Origin of the sequence: Dokdonella koreensis DS-123, from assembly GCF_001632775.1 — a bacterium.
In the GTDB taxonomy this organism is placed as follows: Bacteria; Pseudomonadota; Gammaproteobacteria; order Xanthomonadales; family Rhodanobacteraceae; genus Dokdonella; species Dokdonella koreensis.
This window is the reverse complement of sequence record NZ_CP015249.1, coordinates 179,150-197,298: the sequence shown is the minus strand read 5'-3', so window position 1 is coordinate 197,298 and position 18,149 is coordinate 179,150. Positions and strand designations below refer to the sequence as shown.

The window sequence follows — 18,149 nt, the reverse complement described above, 5'->3', positions numbered from 1 at the left end:
GCATCTGCGGCGAGCTCCCCGCTGCCGGTCCTGCGCCGGCCCCGGCGTCCAGGCCCGATCCGGACAAAAAAAGCCGCCGGATCGCTCCGGCGGCGGAGGTGGATTCATGCGGCGCCCGGACCTGCGGGCGCCGTCGCGGAGTGCGTCAGCGGCGCTGCTCCCACAGCGCGCCGGCCATCAGCAGCAAGCCCAGCACCAGCAGCATCCAGCGGCTGTCCACCGGTACCGGCGTCGGTTCGCGCGGCGGCGCCACCGTGATCGGCACATCGGCCCGGCACGGCGGCGGCGTGTTCCCCGGCGCGCACACCGCATCGCCCGGCGGCGTCAGCGTCACCACGTTCACGATCGACCCCGGCGGATTGCCGCCGATCGTCGCGTGGATCGTGTAGACCACGGTACTGCCGGCCGGCAGGGTCGCGATCGTCTCGGCCAGCGCGCCGCTGCCGCTGGCGTTCGGGCAAACCGCACCGCCGGCGGCCGCGCAGGTCCAGACGTAGCTGCTGATGCCCGCCGGCAGCGGATCGCTGACCGTCACGTTGGCCGCATCGACGCTGCCCACGTTGGCCACCGTCACCGTGTACACCACCGAGCCGGTCGGGCTCACGCTCGAGGCGCTCGCCGTCTTGGTCACCTGCACCTGCGGCCGTGTCGGCGTCGGGATCGTTGCGCAATTGGCCGGTGCCGGCACGGCCGTGCAGACCGGCGGGGGCGTGCCGGCCTCGTGGGCTACGTTGGCGATCTGCCCGACACCGGCCGGCAGCGGGTCGTTGACCGTCACCACCACCGTCACGCTCAGCGTGCCGCTGGCCGGGATCGTCAGATTGGCCCAGGTGACCACACCGCCGGCATGCACGCCGCCGTTGTCGGCACTGATGAAACCCGTGTTCGGGTCGAGCGCGTCGGTCAGCCCGTAGCCGGTCACCGCACTGCCGCCGGTGTTGGTCAGCACGATCGCATAGGTCAGCGTTTCGCCCGGTTCGGCCAGCCCGTTGCCGCCGGCGTCGGTGACCGACTTGGCGACCAGCACCGCACCTTCGGTCGGGATCACCACGCACTGCGGCCCGCCCGGCGGGCACGGCGGCGGCGTGGTGCCGGCCTGGTAGGCGACGTTGGCCACCTGGGTCACACCCGCCGGCAGCGGGTCGTTGACCGCCACCACGACGGTCAGCGTCACGCTACCGTTGGCCGGCACCGTCGCCGTCCAGGTCACCACGCCGGCGTTGTGCACGCCGCCATTCGTCGCGCTGACGAAGCTGGTGTTCGGGTCCAGGCGATCGCTGACCGCGTAACCCGCGACGGCACTGCCGCCGGTGTTGGTCAGCGTGATCGTGTAGGTCAGCTGCTCGCCCGGCTCGGCCACACCCGGCGCACTGCCCGATTCGCCGGCCAGCGCCTTGGCGATCACCACGGCGCCCTCGGTCGGGATCACCACGCACTGCCCACCCGCAGGCGGACACGGCGGCGGGGTGGTGCCGGTCTGGTAGGCGACGTTGGCCACCTGGGTCACGCCGGCCGGCAGCGGGTCGTTGACCGCGACCACGACGGTCAGCGTGATGCTGCCGCTGGCCGGCACGGTCACCGTCCAGGTGACGACCCCGGCGGCATGCACGCCACCGTTGTCGGCGCTGACGAAGGCCGTGTTCGGGTCCAGGCGGTCGCTGACCGCGTAGCCGACGGCATCCGAGCCGCCGCTGTTGGTCAGCGTGATCGTGTAGGTCAGCTGCTCGCCGGCCTCGGCCACGCCGGCCAGGCTGCCCGATTCGCCGGCCAGCGCCTTGGCGATCGCCACCACCGCCGGAGTCGGCGTGATCGTGCAGTTGGGCGGCAGCGGCGTCGCCGTGCAGTCCGGCGGCGGTGTACCGGTCTGGTGCGCCGCGTTGGCGACCTCGGTCACGCCGGCCGGTAGCGGGTCATTCACCGTCACCACCACCGTCAGCGCCAGCGTTCCGTTGGCGGGCACCGTCAGGTTGGTCCAGGTGACCACGCCGCCGGCGTGCGTGCCGCCGTTGTCGGCACTGACGAAGCTCACGTTCGCATCGAGCGGGTCGGTCACGCCGTAGCCGACCGCATCGGCACCGCCGGCGTTGGTCAGCGTGATCGTGTAGGTCAGCTGCTCGCCCGGTTCGGCGATCCCCGCCTGGCTGCCCGACTCGGCGGTCAGGGCCTTGGCCAGCGTCACGTCCGGCGCGCCGGTGCAGGTCGCCGCCTCGCCGGTGGCGCTGCCGCCGAGCGTGGCCCGGTTGCGCAGGCCGCCGGCCGGATCGGCGCAGTCGCTGGCGGCCGCCGGGTCGGTCAGCGTGAACGTCACCGTGTAGGTGTAGCTCTCGCCGCCACCGGCCGCGATCGTCTCGCCGGTCACGATCGTCCCGCCGGCTGCCGTCAACGTGCCCAGCGTCGTCGCCAGCGGGTCCAGGCCCGCATGCACCACCGCGCTGACGGCGTCGACCGTCGCCCCGGCGTACGCGAACGCGTCGGCCAGGTCGTAGGTCCCGGCTGCCTCGCCGGCGTTGATCACGTCGACCGTGTAGGTGATCTCATACTGGCCGCTCACGCCGGTCGGCACCGGACCGGTCGCGGTCTTGCTGACCGCGAGGTCCGGCACGTTCGTGCAGGTCTCGACCTGCCCGGCCGCGCTGCCGCCGAGGGCCGCCCGGTTGCGCAGGCCGCCGCTGGCGCTGCACGTGCCGACGCCGGCCACGCTGTCGAGCGTGAAGGTCACCCGGTAGGCATAGGTCTCCTCGCCGCCGGCCGCGATCGTCTCGCCGGTCACGATCGTCCCGCCGGCCACCGTCAGCGTACCCAGCGGCGTGGACAGCGGATCACCGCCACCGTGCGTCACCGCGCTCACCGCGCTGATCGTGGCGCCCGGGAACGTGAACGTGTCGGCCAGATCGTAGACGCCGCCCAGCGTGCCGTTGTTCTGCACGCTGACCAGGTAGTCGATCGCGTACTCGTTGGCGGTGCCGGTCGGCGTCGGGCCGCTGGCGCTCTTGCCGAGCACCACCGCCGCCGCGCCGGTGCAGGTGCTGGACTGGCCGCTGAAGCTGCCGCCCAGGTCCGCCCGGTTGCGCAGGCCGCCCGCCGGATCGGCGCAGTCCTGCGCCGCGCCCGCATCGGTCACCACGTAGGTCGCCGTATACGCCCAGCGCTCCGCGCCGCTGGCGGCGATCGGTTCGTCGGTCACGATCGTGCCGCCCGCCGGTGCGGCGAACGCACCCAGCGTGCCGTCCTGCGGATCGCCGGTCGACGAGGCGAACACCGGCGTGCTGATCGCCGTCACCGTCGCGCCGGCGAACGTCAGCGTATCGCCCAGCGTGTAGAGCCCCGCCAGGCTGCCGGTGTTGCTCACCTCGACCGTGTAGGCCAGCGTGAACTCGTTCGGCGTGCCGGTCGGCACCGGAGCGCCGGCGGTCTTGAGCAGGTTCACGTTCGGCGCGCCGGTACAGGTCGTCGCCGGCGGAGCACCGCTCGCTCCCCCGCCGAGTGCCGCGCGGTTGCGCAGGCCACCGGCCGGATCGGCGCAGTCGGCCGCCGTTACCGGGTCGTCCAGCAGATAGGTCACCGTGTAGGTCCAGGTCTCGCTGCCGAGCGCGCCGAGCGTCTCGCCGGTCACGATCGTGCCGCCGGCCGGCGCGCCGAAGCCGCCGGGGATGCCGTCCTGGATGTCGCCGGTGCTGCTGGCATAGGCCGGCGTCGTCACCGCGGTCACCGTGGCGCCGTTGAAGTCGAACGTATCGGACAGGTCGTACTGGCCGGCACTGCCACCGGCGTTGCCGACGGTGATCGTGTAGGCCAGCGTGAACTGGCCCGGCGTGCCGGTTGCGGTCGGCGTACCGGCCGACTTGGCCACGCTCAGCTGCGGCACCGTCGGGATCACCACGCACTGCCCGCCCGCGGGCGGGCACGGCGGTGGCGTCGTGCCGGTCTCGTAGGCCACGTTGGCGATCCGGCTCACGCCGGCCGGCAGCGGGTCGTTGACGGTCACCACCACGGTCAGCGTCAGGCTGCCACCCGCCGGCACGGTGAGATTGGTCCAGCTCACCACACCGGCCGCATGGCTGCCACCGTTGCTGGCACTGACGAAGCTGGTGTTCGGGTCGAGCGCGTCGGTCACGCCGTAGGCGGTGGCGGCGCTGCCGCCGGCGTTGGCCAGTGTGATCGTGTAGGTCAGCTGCTCGCCCAGCTCGGCCTGGCCGGTCACGCTGCCCGACTCACCGGTCAGCGCCTTGGTGAGGGAAACGGACGGCGCGGTCGGGATCACCACGCACTGCCCACCCGCAGGCGGACACGCCGGCGGCGTCGTGCCGGTCTCGTAGGCCACGTTGGCGATCTGGCTCACGCCGGCCGGCAGCGGGTCGTTGACGGTCACCACCACGGTCAGCGTCAGGCTGCCACCCGCCGGGACGGTGAGGTTGGTCCAGGTCACCACACCGGCCGCATGGCTGCCACCGTTGCTGGCACTGACGAAGCTGGTGTTCGGATCGAGCGCGTCGGTCACGCCGTAGCCGGTGGCGGCGCTGCCGCCGGTATTGGCCAGCGTGATCGTGTAGGTCAGCTGCTCGCCCGGCTCGGCCTGGCCGGCCGCGCTGCCCGATTCACCGGTCAGCGCCTTGGTCAGCGCCACCGACGGGGCCGTCGGCGTCACGACGCGATGATCCTCGACCTCACCATCGGGCGCGACGCCGATCGAACGGCTGTCCTGGGCACCCGGCAAACCGGTGTTGCCGAGCTCGACGGTCGTGACGCGGAAACGGGCATACGTGTTCTGGCCGAAACCGAGCGCCTGGCTCGCGCCGCCCGGCCACGAGCACGTACCGCTGGTGGCCCCCGACGCGAGCGTCACCGTGGCCGCCTCGTCGTCGTCGAAGCTGCCGTTACCGTCGAAATCGATCCAGCAATACAGATGGGTCGCGATCGCGATGTTGGACACCGGAACCGCCAGCGTATGCGGACCGCTGCCGGCCGCCAGCGTGATCGGGCCGGTGAAGGCGTCCTCGTCGTCGATACCGTTGAGGTCGTCGCCGTCGGCGCCGGGGCCGGGAACACCGTCATTCTCGCCGTCACGCGCGGCGCCCAGCATCGGGCCCTGCAGCACATGACCGGCGCCGTCGCTGGCGTTGAGCGTGCCGTAGCTGTCCGGCGCATCGCCGAGCTCGCAGACCTGTCCGATCGCAATGTCGTCGAGCGCGAGGTCGTTTCCGCTGTAGCCGGGTGCGGCCGGCACGCGGTTGACCAGTTCCAGGCGCACGGTCGGCTGGCTGGCGACGAAGGTCAGGCTGTAGTGGTTCCACTGCAGCACGGTCGAGTGGGCGATCGGGCCGGTGTCCAGGCTTTGCAGCACGGCGCCGGTCGCCGGATCGATGATGCGGAACTCGACCTGCGGCAACGTCACGCAGGACGCCGATGCCCCGCGGTTGCAGACATTGGTGATCCACGCCGAGAAGTCGTAGCGCGCACCGGCGACCAGGTTCGTGAAGCTCTGGGCGAAGAAGCGCTCGTCCGGCCCGCCGGCGTTGACCAGCATCAGCCGTCCATCCGGATCGCCGGTATGGTCCGGGCCGGAGAACCACGCGCCGAGACCGTTGATGCCCGGGCTGATCGTGTAGAAGCCGTCGTTGGGCGCGGGGGAGGTCGTATAGGTGTAGGTCGTGCGCCCCAGCGGCAGCGCCGGTCCGGGGCCGGCGCCGGCGCCGAAGGTGTCCTTGTACGGAACCTCGCAGGTGAGCGGCACCGACGTCGCCACGACCACCGGATGATCCTCGACTTCGCCGTCCGGTGCGATGCCCAGCGCCCGTGCGTCGCCACCATTCGGTGCGGCGCCGGCCGGCAACGCCGCCGTCGTGAGGCGCAGTCGCGCATGGGTGGTGAGGCCGTCGGTGAGCGGGGCCAGGCCGGTCCAGGCCAGTGTCGCGCTGGTCGCGCCGTCGGCGACCGCCGTCGACGTGAACTCGCCGGCATCGAAAACGCCGTCGCCGTCGAGGTCGATCCAGGCGTAGAGGGTCGCCGCGCTGCCCGTGGCATTCGTCACGGGGACCTGCAGGGTGATGCTCGTTCCGCCCGGCTGCAGGACGATGGGGCCGCTGAGGGCGTCCTCGTCGTCGATGCCGGTGGCATCGTCGCCATCGGCATTGGCCGAGGGCTGGCCGTCGGCATCGCCGTCGATGCGCGCACCGAGCATCAGCGGCGCGGTGTGCGCGACCGGATCGTAGCCCGGGATGCCGTGTCGCGGGCCGTCGTTGGCCAGCAAGGTGCCGTAGCTGGCCGGCGCGTCGCCCCAGTCCACGGCCAGTGCGGTGACCGGACAGGTGAAGCCGTTGGGCAGGCCGCTGGTCGAAGCCGACCCGGGCGGGAAGATCCCGGGATTCTGCGAATAGCCGGCACCGGTTCCGACCACGTCCGGGAAGGCGACGATGTCCAGGCCGTTGACCGCGGTGTGGCTGCCGGACGCCTGCGCGACGTAGAGGCGGCCGTCGGGGCCGAGTTCGATCGCCTTGAAGCCGTTGGCCGCGCTGTCGAACGTCGCGGTCGCGTCGGCCGGCGTCGACGGGAACGTCGGCGCCGTCATGTCGAACTGGTAGACGCTTTGCACCGTCGCGCCGCCACGCGACGCGTAGAGCACCGCGCTGTTCGGCGAGAATTCCATGCCATAGGCACTCGGCACACCGGTGATGACGCGCTTGTTGCCGATCGTGCCGGTCGTGGTGTCGAAGTCGTAGACGTGGACCGTGCCGGCATTGACGTTGGCCAGCGCCAGGCGCGTGCCGTCGGGGGAGAAATCCATCTCGCCGGAGAACGTGATGGCTGCGCCGCCGGGATCCGGCGACGCGGCGAGCGTGACCCCGGACGCGGTGACCGACCAGACGTACAGCTGCGACCCGCTCTGGGTGCTCGTCACGACCCAGGCATCCTGTCCGTTGGCCTTGGCCACGCCGGACAGCTTCTCGGCGGCGTTGCCCAGGACGATCGGGCTCTCGGCGGGGTTGGCGGACTGCAGCACGACGTTCTTGGTAGCGGTCACGTCGCCGAGGCCGCCGTTGAGCGACATGTCCACGATGCTGTAGCTGATCCGGCCGGTGCCCGTGAACGACTGATTGGCGGCGAACAGGTAGTAGCGGTCGGTGCTGCCCGGCACCGGCACGATCAACGCGGACTGCGTGGAGGACGGATCGCCGAACAGGCCGGTGCCGTTCGGCATCGGGACATCATTGCGGTTCCAAACGGTCAGCCCGTCGGTATAGAACAGGAGATTGCCGGCGTTGTCGGAGGTGGTGGCCACGCCCTCGAGCGTATTGACCGCGGACGGGACGACCACGACCAATCCGCTGCTGAAGTCCAGGCCGGCGAACTGGCCGAACCGCCACTGCGAACTCATGTTGGTATTGGCGCAGATCGGCGCGCCGCCGCTGACGGCGGCATTGGTGATGTTGCAGGTGATCTGTTCGTTGGCAGCCGGCGTCACTTCCCACACGATCTCGGTTCCCGTCGACACCGGCGTCGGCACGAACGGGGTTCCGTTGCGGGTGCATTCGATCGAAGCCTGGTAGGCGTCGAGCGTCGATGCGCTGCCGGAAGCCATCGCATCGACCAGGCGGTAGCCGACACCAGCCGTCGCCGGCATCGCGCCGGTGCTGGCCTGCTGGCCGATCCCGCTGCCGACGGTGATCGCCTCGCGGAAATCGCCGGCGTTGCCGCCGTTGGCGACGCGCACGCGGAACTGGTCCGCGACGTCGACACGGGAATCGACGATCTTGTTCAACGTGATGCTGGTGCCGGTGCCGGTGATCGACCCGGCGCAGCCGGCCGAGCTGGCCGGGTCGCCCGGATCGAACAACTGCGCCGCGGGAATCAGCACGCCAGCGCTCACCGGTGCCGACGCCGGCGTACGCCAGGCCAGCCGTGCGAAATTGATGCCGCCTTGATTGTTCCAGTACATGCGCAGCAACGCGCAGCTGTCGGGCTGGCCGACCGTGAAGTTGCCGAGCGATTCGAAAACAGCCGGGCTAGTGGTCCACGAACCGATCGCGCCCACCGGAATGTCGTAGGAGGCGTTGCGGTAGTTGGTGTTGGTGTAGTCGGTCGAGAGCTGCACCTCGACCTCGTCGTCATGGGCGACGCTGAGGGCCCAGGTGCCTGCGGTCGGGAAGCGGATCAGGGCATAGGTGACGCGCCCTTGGAGCAGCAGGTCGCAGGCCGTGCTGCTCGGATTGTCGACCAGGTTGCAGAGCGTGACGTTGAGTCCGTTGTCGATCGCCGGGCTGCTGCCGGTCCGCGTCGCGTTTGCCGGATCAGCGGACACCGCGCGCAGGTTGTTCACCGCGCCGGCACTGAGATTCAGGTAGTTGTTGGCAGCGGCCGGCAACGGCGGATCGCTCGTTCCGGGGCTTCCCGGGACACTCGCACGTCCCTGGTAGTCCTCCCACACCGTCGTCGCGCCCGCGGGTGCGGCCAGCACGACGAATGCACCGGCGAGAAGGGCCATTGCCGCCGACCGGAGCAGGTTCCCGGCTGCCGCAGGAGGCAGGCGTCGCGGCGCTCCATCGCGGCAAGGACCACGATGAGTGAAGGAAAGTGTGTCGGCGGCGGACGGCCGTTGCGTTTCTTCGCGCAGCAGATCCATAGATTTCCCCTGGTTACCGGCTCACGGTGGTAGTGCTGCGGATCGACGGCGCACGCGCCACCGCGATCCTCCGAGCACCGCTCAGAACGCCCCGGCTGACCGCCGCGGCCGACCTAAGTTGTTGTTCCATTAATGCTAGGAGGGGCCGCCCAAGGCCATCACTAACGTATCCTCACCCCATGCTCACGAAATCTCTCATTCGCGTGAGGCGTTGCACACTTTTCCACTCGGAAAACATTGCGACACATTTGTTTTCAGACGGCGCAGCGCCTTGTGCGCCGATGCCGGCGCTGGCGATGCCCGGCTGGCGCTGGCGTCGAGGCGGTGTGTATAAGAGCGTTCCGTCCGGCGCATGCGCGTCGGCATCGCCCGCCTTCGAACCTCGATGAACGCCGCTACGCCCTCCCGTACGCCGCGACCGTTCCCGTCGCCCTGGCGCATCATCCGGCGCTGGCTGGCGGCCGCACCGATCGACGATCCGGTCGACCGGCGCAATGCACCGATGCTGCAGGTCGTGCTGATCGTCATCGGTTGCGTTCCGCCGCTGATGTGGCTGTACCGGATCGCGATAAGCGCCCTTCCGTGGCGTCCGGACGAGACGGCGAGCCTCGTGATGAGCCTGTCCCTGACCACGATGGCGTGGATCAGCCTGGCGATGATCCGGCACGGCCGGTTCCGCGCAGCCGCGAGGCTGCTGCTCGGCGTGGCCGCGCTGCTGATGGTGCTTTCCTATGCCGCCAGCGGTCTGACCGCCCAGGCCTACGAGCAGCCGATCCAGGTCGTGTGGATCGTCGTCGCCGGCCTCGTGCTGGGACGGCGCGCACTGTGGTGGATGTATGGCTGGCTGATCGTCGCGTTCGCGGTCGGCCTGGCGACGGACATGCGCACCGGCAAGATCGCTGCCGCCTCGGTCGTCGACGAGGTGATCGGCGCGACGATCACGGCCGTGCTGTTCCTGCTGATCTCGATCGTGATCGACCGTGCCGTGGCGGCACTGCGCGAGAGCCTCAACGAAGCGAACCAGCGCGGCAACGAGCTGGCCCGCGTCAACCAGCGCCTCGAAGCGGAAATCACCGAGCATGGGCGCGTGCGCGAGCAGCTGGTCCATGCACAGAAAGTCGAGGCCGTCGGCCGCCTCGCGAGCGGCGTGGCGCACGATTTCAACAACTTGCTCGGATTGATGCTCGGCTACGCGCAACGCGGCCGCAAGAGCCGCGACCCGGATGAACTGCGCCAGGCATTGGACGGCATGGAGTCGGCGGCGCGGCGCGCTGCGGCGATCACCCAGAATCTCCTGAACTTCAGCCGCAACGACGCCACCCGGATCGAGGTCTTCGACGCGGCCCGCGCGATGCGCGACATGGAGCCGATGCTGTTGCAGCTGTTCGACCCGGGCATCCGGATGCACATCGACGTGGTCGGCAGCGACGCGCTCCCGGTGGCGTTCGATCCGGCGCAGTTCGCGCTGGTGGCGCTCAACATCGCCGCCAACGCCAACCAGGCGATGACCGGCGGCGGCCGCTTCGACATCCAGGTCCGTCCGCACGAAGCCGCGGTGGACATCGTGTTCACCGACACCGGCCCGGGCATCGCAGCGGACCTTCGCGAGCGGATCTTCGAGCCGTTCTTCACGACCAAGCCGAACGGCCAGGGCACGGGCCTGGGCCTGGCCGTGGCGGCCAACCTGGTCCGCAACGCCGGCGGCGACATCAGCGCCGAGGACACCGCGGAAGGCGCGCGCTTCCTCGTCCGCCTGCCGCGGGCGACGGCTGCCTGAGCGGCGCCTAGCCCGACGCCGCGCCCACGCGGCCCGAGACCGCGAGCACGTAGCCCTTGCCGCGCACGGCGCGCAGCGGCAGCGCCTGCCGCGAGCCCGCGGCGACCTTCCGCCGCAGGCGATGCACCAGCATCTCCAGCCTGTGCGGATCGAAATCGTAGACGTCGCCGGTCAGGCAGGCGATCAGCTCCTCGCGCTGCACCGGCTGGCCGTCGGCGTTGAACAGCGTGCGCAGGATGCTGCGCTCCGACGCGGTCAGGTCGATGCAGTCGCCGTCCGGCGTCAGCAGGTTCCAGTCGCCGTCGCCGAGCCGCCAGCGCCCGCGCGCCGTGCCGGCCTCGGACGGTTCCAGGCGCCGTGACAGGCTGTGCAGCGTGGCGGTGAGGAGGTCGATGTCCAGCGGCTTGGTCAGATAGGCGTCGGCGCCGTGGCGCAGCCCGCGGACCCGGTCGGGGCTGCCGCCGCGGCCGGTGAGCATGACGATCCCGATCGACGACAGCGAGCGCAGGTAGCGCGCTACCTCGAAGCCGTCCTCGTCCGGCAGGGTGAGATCGAGGACGACGACGTCGAAGCTGCGGTGGAGCAGCGAACGGTACAGCGCGGCCGCGCTGCCGAATGCCGCAACCTCGAATCCCGCCTCGACCAGCGCCGGCGCCAGGATGGCGTCGCGCAGCTCGGCATCGTCCTCCACCAGCGCGATTCGCAACGGAGGCCTGCCGGTCCCGCTCTCACTCACACCTCTAGCCACCGCGCCCCCGTCGTCGTGCCGAACCGATACAGGAACGCCCGGCAGCGTGCTTTGTGGACACTTCCCTTCCCCCTGAGCGGCCTCCGGACGTGTCGGGCCGCTGTTCGATCGAACGCATTGTAGCGATGTGCGACGCGCGAATTCAGAACGGGCGCACGGCGCTGCAACGCCGTCGCCACGCGATCGGCGGCGATCCACCGGTTCGGCCGTCCAGACGGCCCCGCGCGCCGCTACGACGGCGGCAGCGCGGCCATGCCGATGCCGCCCATCGCGTCCGCGGCAGCTTCCGGGGCGGCCGCCTGCCAGCGCATCGGGCGGCTGCCCGCGAGCCGGATCCGGCCTTGCCGCGCCAGCGCTTCCAGGTCGCGCCCGATCGTCTGCGGCGCGACGCCGCTGCCGTCGACGCCCCACAGCCCCGCCCAGGCGTCGCGCCCGGAATGCTTGGCCACGTACAGCGCGATGTCCGCAATGCGCAGCGCCTTCTGCCACTGCTCGCTCGACGCATCCGGAAAGAACGGCAGCGGCGCGAACCCGATCGATACGCTCAACGGCCACGCCTCGTCGCCGGCCAGCCGGACCGGCCGCTGCACGGCGGCGCTGCGGAGCCGTTCGGCGGTCGCGGTGGCCTGCTCGAGCGTCTCGTGCGGGCAGGCGACGACGAATTCCTCCCCGCCCCAGCGCGCCAGGATGTCGCCGCTCCGGCAGGCGGCCTGGAGGCGCGTGGACAGTTCGACCAGCACGCGGTCGCCGGCGGCATGGCCGTAGGTGTCGTTGATCGCCTTGAACCGATCCGCGTCCACCAGGAACAGCACCATGCGCCGGCGGTCGTCGCGCTCGGCGGCGGCCAATCGCCGCGCGGCCTCACGGCGATTGATCAGGCCGGTCAGCGGATCGAGCGTGCTCCAGCGGCGCAGCCGGCGATTGACCCGGCGCTGGTACAGCACGAACGCGGTGCCGACGACGCCGACCAGCCCCAGCAAAGCGACCGCCGCGTTGCGCAGCAGGTCGGCACGCTCGACCCGCAAGGACTGGACCTGGTTCTGGTGCTGCAGCCGCTCGACCTGGCGCACCTGGTCCTGGCTTTCGAGCTGCGCCTGCAGCGCCGCCATGGTGCGCAGGTTGCGGTTGCGCAGCCGCGCCAGCTCCATGTCGTGCTGCCGCTGGGCCAGACCCAGCGCCTGCGCGAGCTCGCCGCGGCTGCGATGCACGTTCACCAGCAGTTTCAGGGCATCGCGCTGCTCGTTGATGAAGTTGCCCTGGTCGGCCAGGCGCAGCGCCGCCGTGGCGGACGCCAGCGCCGCGCCGGTGTCGCCGGCCGTGAGCTGGAGCGCGCCGAGCTTGGCCCAGCTGACCGCTTCGCCCTGGACGTCGCGCAGCTGCTGCTGGGCGAGGACCGATGTTTGAAGCTCGGCCAGCGCGCGGTCGCGCTCGCCCCGCGCCACCAGGACGTCGGTCCGGTTGGTCCGGATGCGGTACAGCAGCTGGTCCAGCCCCGGACCCGGGCGCGTGGCCATCGCCTCGGCGCGATCGAAGGCCCGCATCGCCTCGTCGTGGCGGCCGAGCTGGACCAGGTTCAGCGCGGCGCTGTAGTAGCGCATCGGGTTTTCCGCGCCGAGCATCGGCGCCAGTTCGATCGCCTGGCGGAAGTAGCCTTCGGCCACCTCGTTGTTCTCCAGGTCGGCCGCATGGAGCAGCGCCAGGCTGTCGAGCATCATCAGCTGGGACAGGCCCGGCGCATCGGCCTTGGCCGCGTCCAGTGCGCGTTCGAGCAGGGCGGTGGCGCGCTGCGGCTGGCCGATGGTCTGCAGGATGCCGGCGGCATTCATGCGCGCGCGGGCCTGCTCGCCGGCCGGCAGCGCGTGCAGGTCGAGCAGGGTGAGGACCTTCGTGGCCGCTTGGTCGGCGGCCGCGGGCTCGCCGAGCGTACCCTTGGCCATGCCCAGGCACACCAGGGCGCGCAGCTGCGTTTCGATTCGCACCGGCTGCGCATCGAGAATCCGCTCGGCCGTCGCCGCAGCGCCGAGCGGGTCGGTCTGCTGCGACTGGAAGCACTGGCGCAGCGCGCCGGCGTGGGGATCGGTCGCTTCGTCGTACGGCGTGGTCGCGACGGCCGGGACGGCGATCGCCAGGAGAATCGCCAGCCCCGTGCCGAAACCGCGCCGCACCGGCCCGTGCCGGGCCGGCCGGTCGCTGCTGGCCGGGCCGGACGCCGAAGGCCGCCCACCGGAAGCGCCGCCGCCGGGAACGCGGCCGGTCACGATACGGGCCGTCGCCGCAGCGGACCCGGCACCGGCGTCGAGGCAACCGCGGGACCCGCCGCCGGCCGCGGCATCGTGCCGTGCGGCGATGCCGACGCGTCGTTGCGATGCAGCCTGGCGGAGAACCGCCCGGCGTTCGCGCTCATCCTGAAGTCCATGGCACGCTCACGATTCGAGCTCGACGACCGGCTCGGGGCGCCGGCCGGGTCGAGTCGGCGGATCGTAGCGGACTTGGCCTACGCTCGCGAGCGACGCCGGCCCGGCTTTCAGTCGAAACCGCTGGCGAAGATCGGATCGGCGCCGGTGCCGACGCCGTCCACGGAGCCGGTCAGGTCCCAGACGTAGCGCAGGCTGCCGTGGGCGAAGGGGTAGTCGTCGTCGACGAAGATGTCGAACCGGTTGCCGGCGATCGCCAGCGTCCCGTCGTACGGCAGCCACCCCATCGACGGGATGTAGTTGGCGTCGAGCTCGAAGCTGATGGCCGCCTCCAGCCGGATGTCGGTGACCGCGCCGCCGGCGAAGGTGATCGTGCCGACCGGATTGCTGACCGTCGTGCGATAGCCGGTGCCGAGCACACCGTGCTCGGCGGTGACGTGCGGGGCCAGGTCGAGCGTCACCGCCGTGATGGCGAAGGTCCCGTTGCCGCTGCCGGTAAAGCTGATGGTTCCGACGTTTCCGAATGCCTGTTCGTGCGGGAACACGTCGACGCCCTCGCCGGCGGGCTCGAACACGCTCGGTGCGAACGGATCGGCTTCGGCGCCGATCCGGAAGAAGCCGTCGAGCGCCGGGTCGCCGCCGTAGCCCTTGTCGAGCTGGGCGAACGAGCCGGTGTAGAACTCGTACCAGCGGCTGCTGCCGTCGGCGGTGAACGAGAGCGGATGGTCCGCCGCGATGGCAGGTGCGGCGGCCAGGGCGGCCAGGATGGCGAAGGGCGTGCGAACGATCATGGGGTCGAATCCTCGGAGGGCACGGGCGCTGCCGGCGCGGACCAAAGAGGTCCGTGCCGGCAGCGCGGTCAGAACCGGAACTTGGCGGTCACCGACACCGTCCGGCCGCGGCCGGTGTCCAGGTCGCTGCCGCCGGCCGGCGTGCTGAGGACCGGCGTGTAGGCCTTGTCGCCCAGGTTCGAGACGTTCGCGCGCAGCTCGGTGCCGTTGGTGAAGACGTAGTTGGCGAACAGATCGACCAGGCCGTAGCCCGGTTCCCACGGATCGCCGGCCGGGGCATTGATCTCGCCGATGAAGCTGCGCGAGACCTTGTAGTAGCGCGTGCCGAGCGTGAGCCGGCGCTCGATCAGGCGGGCGCCGATCGTCGCGCTGAGCACGTCGTCGGGCACGTAGCTCTGCGCGCCGAAGCCGTTGACCTGCGAAGGCAGGTCCGAATCGGTGTGGGTGTAGCTGAGGTTCGCGAACACGAAGCCGGCGTCGTAGCCACCCTCCAGCTCGATGCCCTTCACGGTCGAGGTGCCGGGGTTGTTTCCGAAGTACACGCCCTGGCCCATGATCGCGGTGATGTAGTCGTCGACCCGGTTGTGGAAGTAGCCGAGCTTCACGCGCAGGCTGTCGTCGGCGGTGAACGCGGGCCCGCTCGTGAAGTTGGCACCGGCCTCCCAGCCGCGCGAGGTCTCCGGCTTGATGAACGGATTCGGGAAGAACGACTGCGGCGGACCGCCCGACGGCGGATGGCTGCCGCCGGTCATCGTCTCGGAGATCGTCGGCGGCCGGAACGTCTTGCTCCAGCTGACGTAGGGCTGCACCCAGTCGGCGGGGTTGAGGGCCAGCGTCAGCTTCGGATTGAAGCGGCCGTCCGAGCGGTCCACCACGTACGGCCCTTCCGGCATGCCGAGCGGATTGCCGGCCGTCACCGAGCCGCGCCCCTCGACGGTGTAGCGGTCGTAGCGCAGGCCGAGAATCACGTCGGCGATGCCGAACCGCACGCGCGTGTCGGCGAACACGCCGCCGATCGAGCTCTCGCCACTGGGATTGACGCCGCGGTCCGGCACGGCGGCGCTGTTGACGACGTCGACGTCGTCGTGGAAGTACTCGATGCCGTAGTTGATCGCCACGTTGGAGCCCAGGCGCGAGGTGTTGCTGATGTCGAAGCCGGTGCCGACGTCCTCGATCACGCGTCCCAGCGCCGTGCCGCCGGTGGGGATGCCGGGCGCATTGGAATAGGTCATCGTCACGTCGCTGCGATAGGCATTGACGCGCAGGTCGACCAGGTCCGTCCCGGGCGTGTAGGCGTAGTTGGCGGTGTACTGCTTGGAATCGATGTTCTGGTTGTAGGAGTTGGCGAGGAAGTCGTTGTCGTAGTAGATGCCGCCGAGGGTCAGGCGGTGATCGGCACTGGGCCGGTACTCGAACTTGACCAGGCCCGAGAGCAGGTCCTGCTCGGTACCCGGGACTTCCAGGCCGTCGCCGTTGTCGTAGTTGTCCGGCGATCGCTTGCTGACCGCGGCGGCGAGCGAGACCGTGCCGAAGCGCGCCGCGCCGGCGGCGACCGGCGCGAAGCCGGCGCCGTTGTCGCCGTAGTTGAGCGCCATGAAGCCGCCGGCGGTGCGGCCCGGCGACAGGATGTCGTCCGCGCCGAGCGTGCGGAAATTGACGGCGCCGCCGAGCGCGCCGGCGCCGCCGACACCGGAGACCGCGCCGCGGCTGACGTCGATGCCGGCCAGCAGGGCCGGATCGACATAGGTGAAGCCCTGCGCCTCGTGGCCGGTGAAGCGGAAGTTCTGGCGGACGCCGTCGATCATCATGTTGACGCGGCCGGAGCCTTCCAGGCCGCGGATGTTGACCGCCACGCCCGGGTTCTGCGGGTTGTCGCGGGTGAAGGTGCCGGCGGTGGAGCGCAGGACGTCGTCGAGGTTCTGGCCGCCGAACAGGTCGATCGCGTCGGCGCTGATCGCGCTCTCGGCGGCCGGCTCGGCATAGGGATCCTCCTCGTCGGCCTGTGTCACCAGCGGCGAGAGGTAGACCGTTCCCGGTGCCGGCTGCTCGGGCGCCTGGGCATAGGCGCCGGCGGCGGCGAGGATCGAGATCAGGGCCGTGGCCAGCCGCGCGGGTGCACGCGAGGTCAGGGCGGGAACGACCGGGTGCGGCCGATTGGCAACGAAGGGCAGGCTGGTCATATCATGGTCCTGTTACGAGTGCGCATAATAGTGAGAATGGTTCTCATTCTAATTGACAAGCGATCCCCGGGGAAGCGGCAGGCGCCGGCGCCTGCCCGCCCCTCGCCCATCCGTGTCCGGAGCCTCGTCGTGCCCGCCCGATCCGCCTCTCCGCCACCGGCCCCGCCGCGCCATCGAACCGTCCGCGCGCACGGGCCTCGCAAGCGGCTGCCCGCTCGGGGACCCAGGCCATGACCCGCGACGCCGCATCCAGCGCAGCGCCCGGGCCGGCGCTGCCTCACGACCTCTCGGTCTGGGGCATGTTTCTCGCCGCCGACTGGGTCGTGCAGGCGGTGATGCTGGGCCTGGCCGTGGCCTCGGTGCTGACCTGGACGATCCTGGTCGCCAAGGCCTGGGAGCTGCGCGGCAGCGCCCGCCGGCAGCACGAAACCGCACAACGCCTGGCCGCGACCGCATCGCTCGCCGACCTCGCTTCCGGCGCGACACCGCTCGACGCCGTCGCCGCCCGCCTGCTCGCAGCGGCCGAGCAGGAACTGCACCTGTCGCAGGGACTGGCCGACGCCGGCGGCATCAAGGAGCGCATCGCGTCACGGTTCGAGCGCATCGAGGCGGCGCACGCGCGGCAGCTGCGCCGCGGCACCGGGCTGCTGGCGACGATCGGCGCGACGGCACCGTTCGTGGGGTTGTTCGGCACCGTATGGGGCATCATGAACAGCTTCATCGGCATCGCCCATGCGCGCACGACGCAGCTCGCGGTGGTCGCGCCCGGCATCGCCGAGGCCCTGCTCGCCACCGCGCTCGGCCTGGTAGCCGCGATTCCGGCGGTGGTCGTCTACAACCATTTCGCCCGCAGCGCGGCGGCAGCGCGCGCGCGGACGTCGGACCTTTCCGCGGCCGTACAGCAGATCGTCTCGCGCGACCTCGACCGCCGCGCAGCGGCAGGTCCACGCGCCGCGACACCACTCCAGGCCGATCGGCCCGACCGCGGCCCGCTGCAGCCCGCAGCCGCACGCTGAGCGACCCCCGTCCCATGGCTGCCCGCATCCGCCCGCACGACGACGACGATCTCGAGGAATCGCACGAGATCAACGTCACGCCGTTCATCGACGTGATGCTGGTGCTGCTGATCGTCTTCATGATCGCCGCGCCGCTGGCGACGGTGGACACCGCCGTGGACCTGCCCGAATCGAACGCGGCCCCGCAGCCGCGCGAGGATCGGAGCCTGTTCCTGACCCTGCAGCCGGACCGGTCGCTGCAGCTCGACGACCGGCCGGTGGCGCGCGCCGACCTTGCCGCGGCGCTCGATGCCGCCACCGGCGGCGACCACGCGCGGCGGATCTTCCTGCGCGCCGATCGCGAGCTGGCCTATGGCGAAGTGATGGCGGCGATGAACGCACTGCGCGATGCCGGCTACCTGCACATCGCCCTGGTCGGGGCGGAGGCGGCGACCACGCCGTGATGCCTGCGACACCGTCGGCGCGGCGCTGGGGCCTTTCGCTGCTGGCGGTGCTGCTCGCGCATGGCCTGGCGGTCGCCTGGCTGGTCCGGCGGCCGGCGCAGCCACTGGCTTCCATCGGGGCACCGGCGGCGATCCTGATCGACCTGGCGCCGCCCGCTGCGCC

8 protein-coding genes are annotated in these 18,149 nt (G+C 71.0%); 3 read left to right on the top strand and 5 right to left on the bottom strand.

Going from position 1 to position 18,149, the window contains the following annotated elements:
* Positions 1 to 145: 145 nt before the first annotated feature.
* Positions 146 to 8,479, bottom strand: a complete 8,334-nt coding sequence (locus I596_RS00750) for a GEVED domain-containing protein (protein WP_067642773.1) — start codon at positions 8,477 to 8,479, stop codon at positions 146 to 148.
* Positions 8,480 to 9,002: 523 nt separating this feature from the next.
* On the opposite strand from I596_RS00750, the gene I596_RS00745 reads away from it, so the two are divergent.
* Positions 9,003 to 10,394, top strand: a complete 1,392-nt coding sequence (locus I596_RS00745; RefSeq protein WP_190278952.1) for a sensor histidine kinase — start codon at positions 9,003 to 9,005, stop codon at positions 10,392 to 10,394.
* A 7-nt stretch (positions 10,395 to 10,401) separates the two neighbouring features.
* Here the strand turns inward: I596_RS00745 and I596_RS00740 are convergent, their stop codons facing one another.
* The 4 genes from I596_RS00740 to I596_RS00725 form a co-directional block, all read right to left on the bottom strand.
* Positions 10,402 to 11,100 (bottom strand): response regulator transcription factor, encoded by a 699-nt coding sequence (locus I596_RS00740; protein WP_067642767.1) that lies wholly within the window; start codon positions 11,098 to 11,100, stop codon positions 10,402 to 10,404.
* Between the two features lie 272 nt (positions 11,101 to 11,372).
* Positions 11,373 to 13,307 (bottom strand): GGDEF domain-containing protein, encoded by a 1,935-nt coding sequence (locus I596_RS00735; RefSeq protein WP_150131938.1) that lies wholly within the window; start codon positions 13,305 to 13,307, stop codon positions 11,373 to 11,375.
* A 359-nt stretch (positions 13,308 to 13,666) separates the two neighbouring features.
* Complete coding sequence (locus tag I596_RS00730) at positions 13,667 to 14,347, bottom strand: hypothetical protein (RefSeq protein WP_067642761.1); 681 nt, start codon at positions 14,345 to 14,347, stop codon at positions 13,667 to 13,669.
* Positions 14,348 to 14,415: 68 nt separating this feature from the next.
* Complete coding sequence (locus tag I596_RS00725) at positions 14,416 to 16,527, bottom strand: TonB-dependent receptor domain-containing protein (RefSeq protein WP_083965257.1); 2,112 nt, start codon at positions 16,525 to 16,527, stop codon at positions 14,416 to 14,418.
* 230 nt (positions 16,528 to 16,757) lie between these two features.
* Between I596_RS00725 and exbB the strand changes: the two genes are divergently transcribed.
* Entirely contained in the window at positions 16,758 to 17,543 is a 786-nt protein-coding gene (gene exbB, locus I596_RS00720; RefSeq protein WP_067642758.1) for a tonB-system energizer ExbB, read from the top strand.
* A gap of 14 nt (positions 17,544 to 17,557) precedes the next feature.
* On the top strand, positions 17,558 to 17,986 hold the full coding sequence (gene exbD / locus I596_RS00715; protein ID WP_067642755.1) for a TonB system transport protein ExbD: 429 nt from the start codon (positions 17,558 to 17,560) through the stop codon (positions 17,984 to 17,986).
* The last annotated feature ends 163 nt before the right edge of the window (positions 17,987 to 18,149 follow it).

What these genes read in the sequence shown, in the direction of transcription:
- I596_RS00750 (WP_067642773.1), bottom strand. Translation starts at nt 8,479, where the DNA reads ATGGCCCTTCTCGCCGGTGCATTCGTCGTGCTGGCCGCACCCGCGGGC.
- I596_RS00745 (WP_190278952.1), top strand. Translation starts at nt 9,003, where the DNA reads ATGAACGCCGCTACGCCCTCCCGTACGCCGCGACCGTTCCCGTCGCCC.
- I596_RS00730 (WP_067642761.1), bottom strand. Translation starts at nt 14,347, where the DNA reads ATGATCGTTCGCACGCCCTTCGCCATCCTGGCCGCCCTGGCCGCCGCA.
- I596_RS00725 (WP_083965257.1), bottom strand. Translation starts at nt 16,527, where the DNA reads ATGACCAGCCTGCCCTTCGTTGCCAATCGGCCGCACCCGGTCGTTCCC.
- exbB (WP_067642758.1), top strand. Translation starts at nt 16,758, where the DNA reads ATGACCCGCGACGCCGCATCCAGCGCAGCGCCCGGGCCGGCGCTGCCT.
- exbD (WP_067642755.1), top strand. Translation starts at nt 17,558, where the DNA reads ATGGCTGCCCGCATCCGCCCGCACGACGACGACGATCTCGAGGAATCG.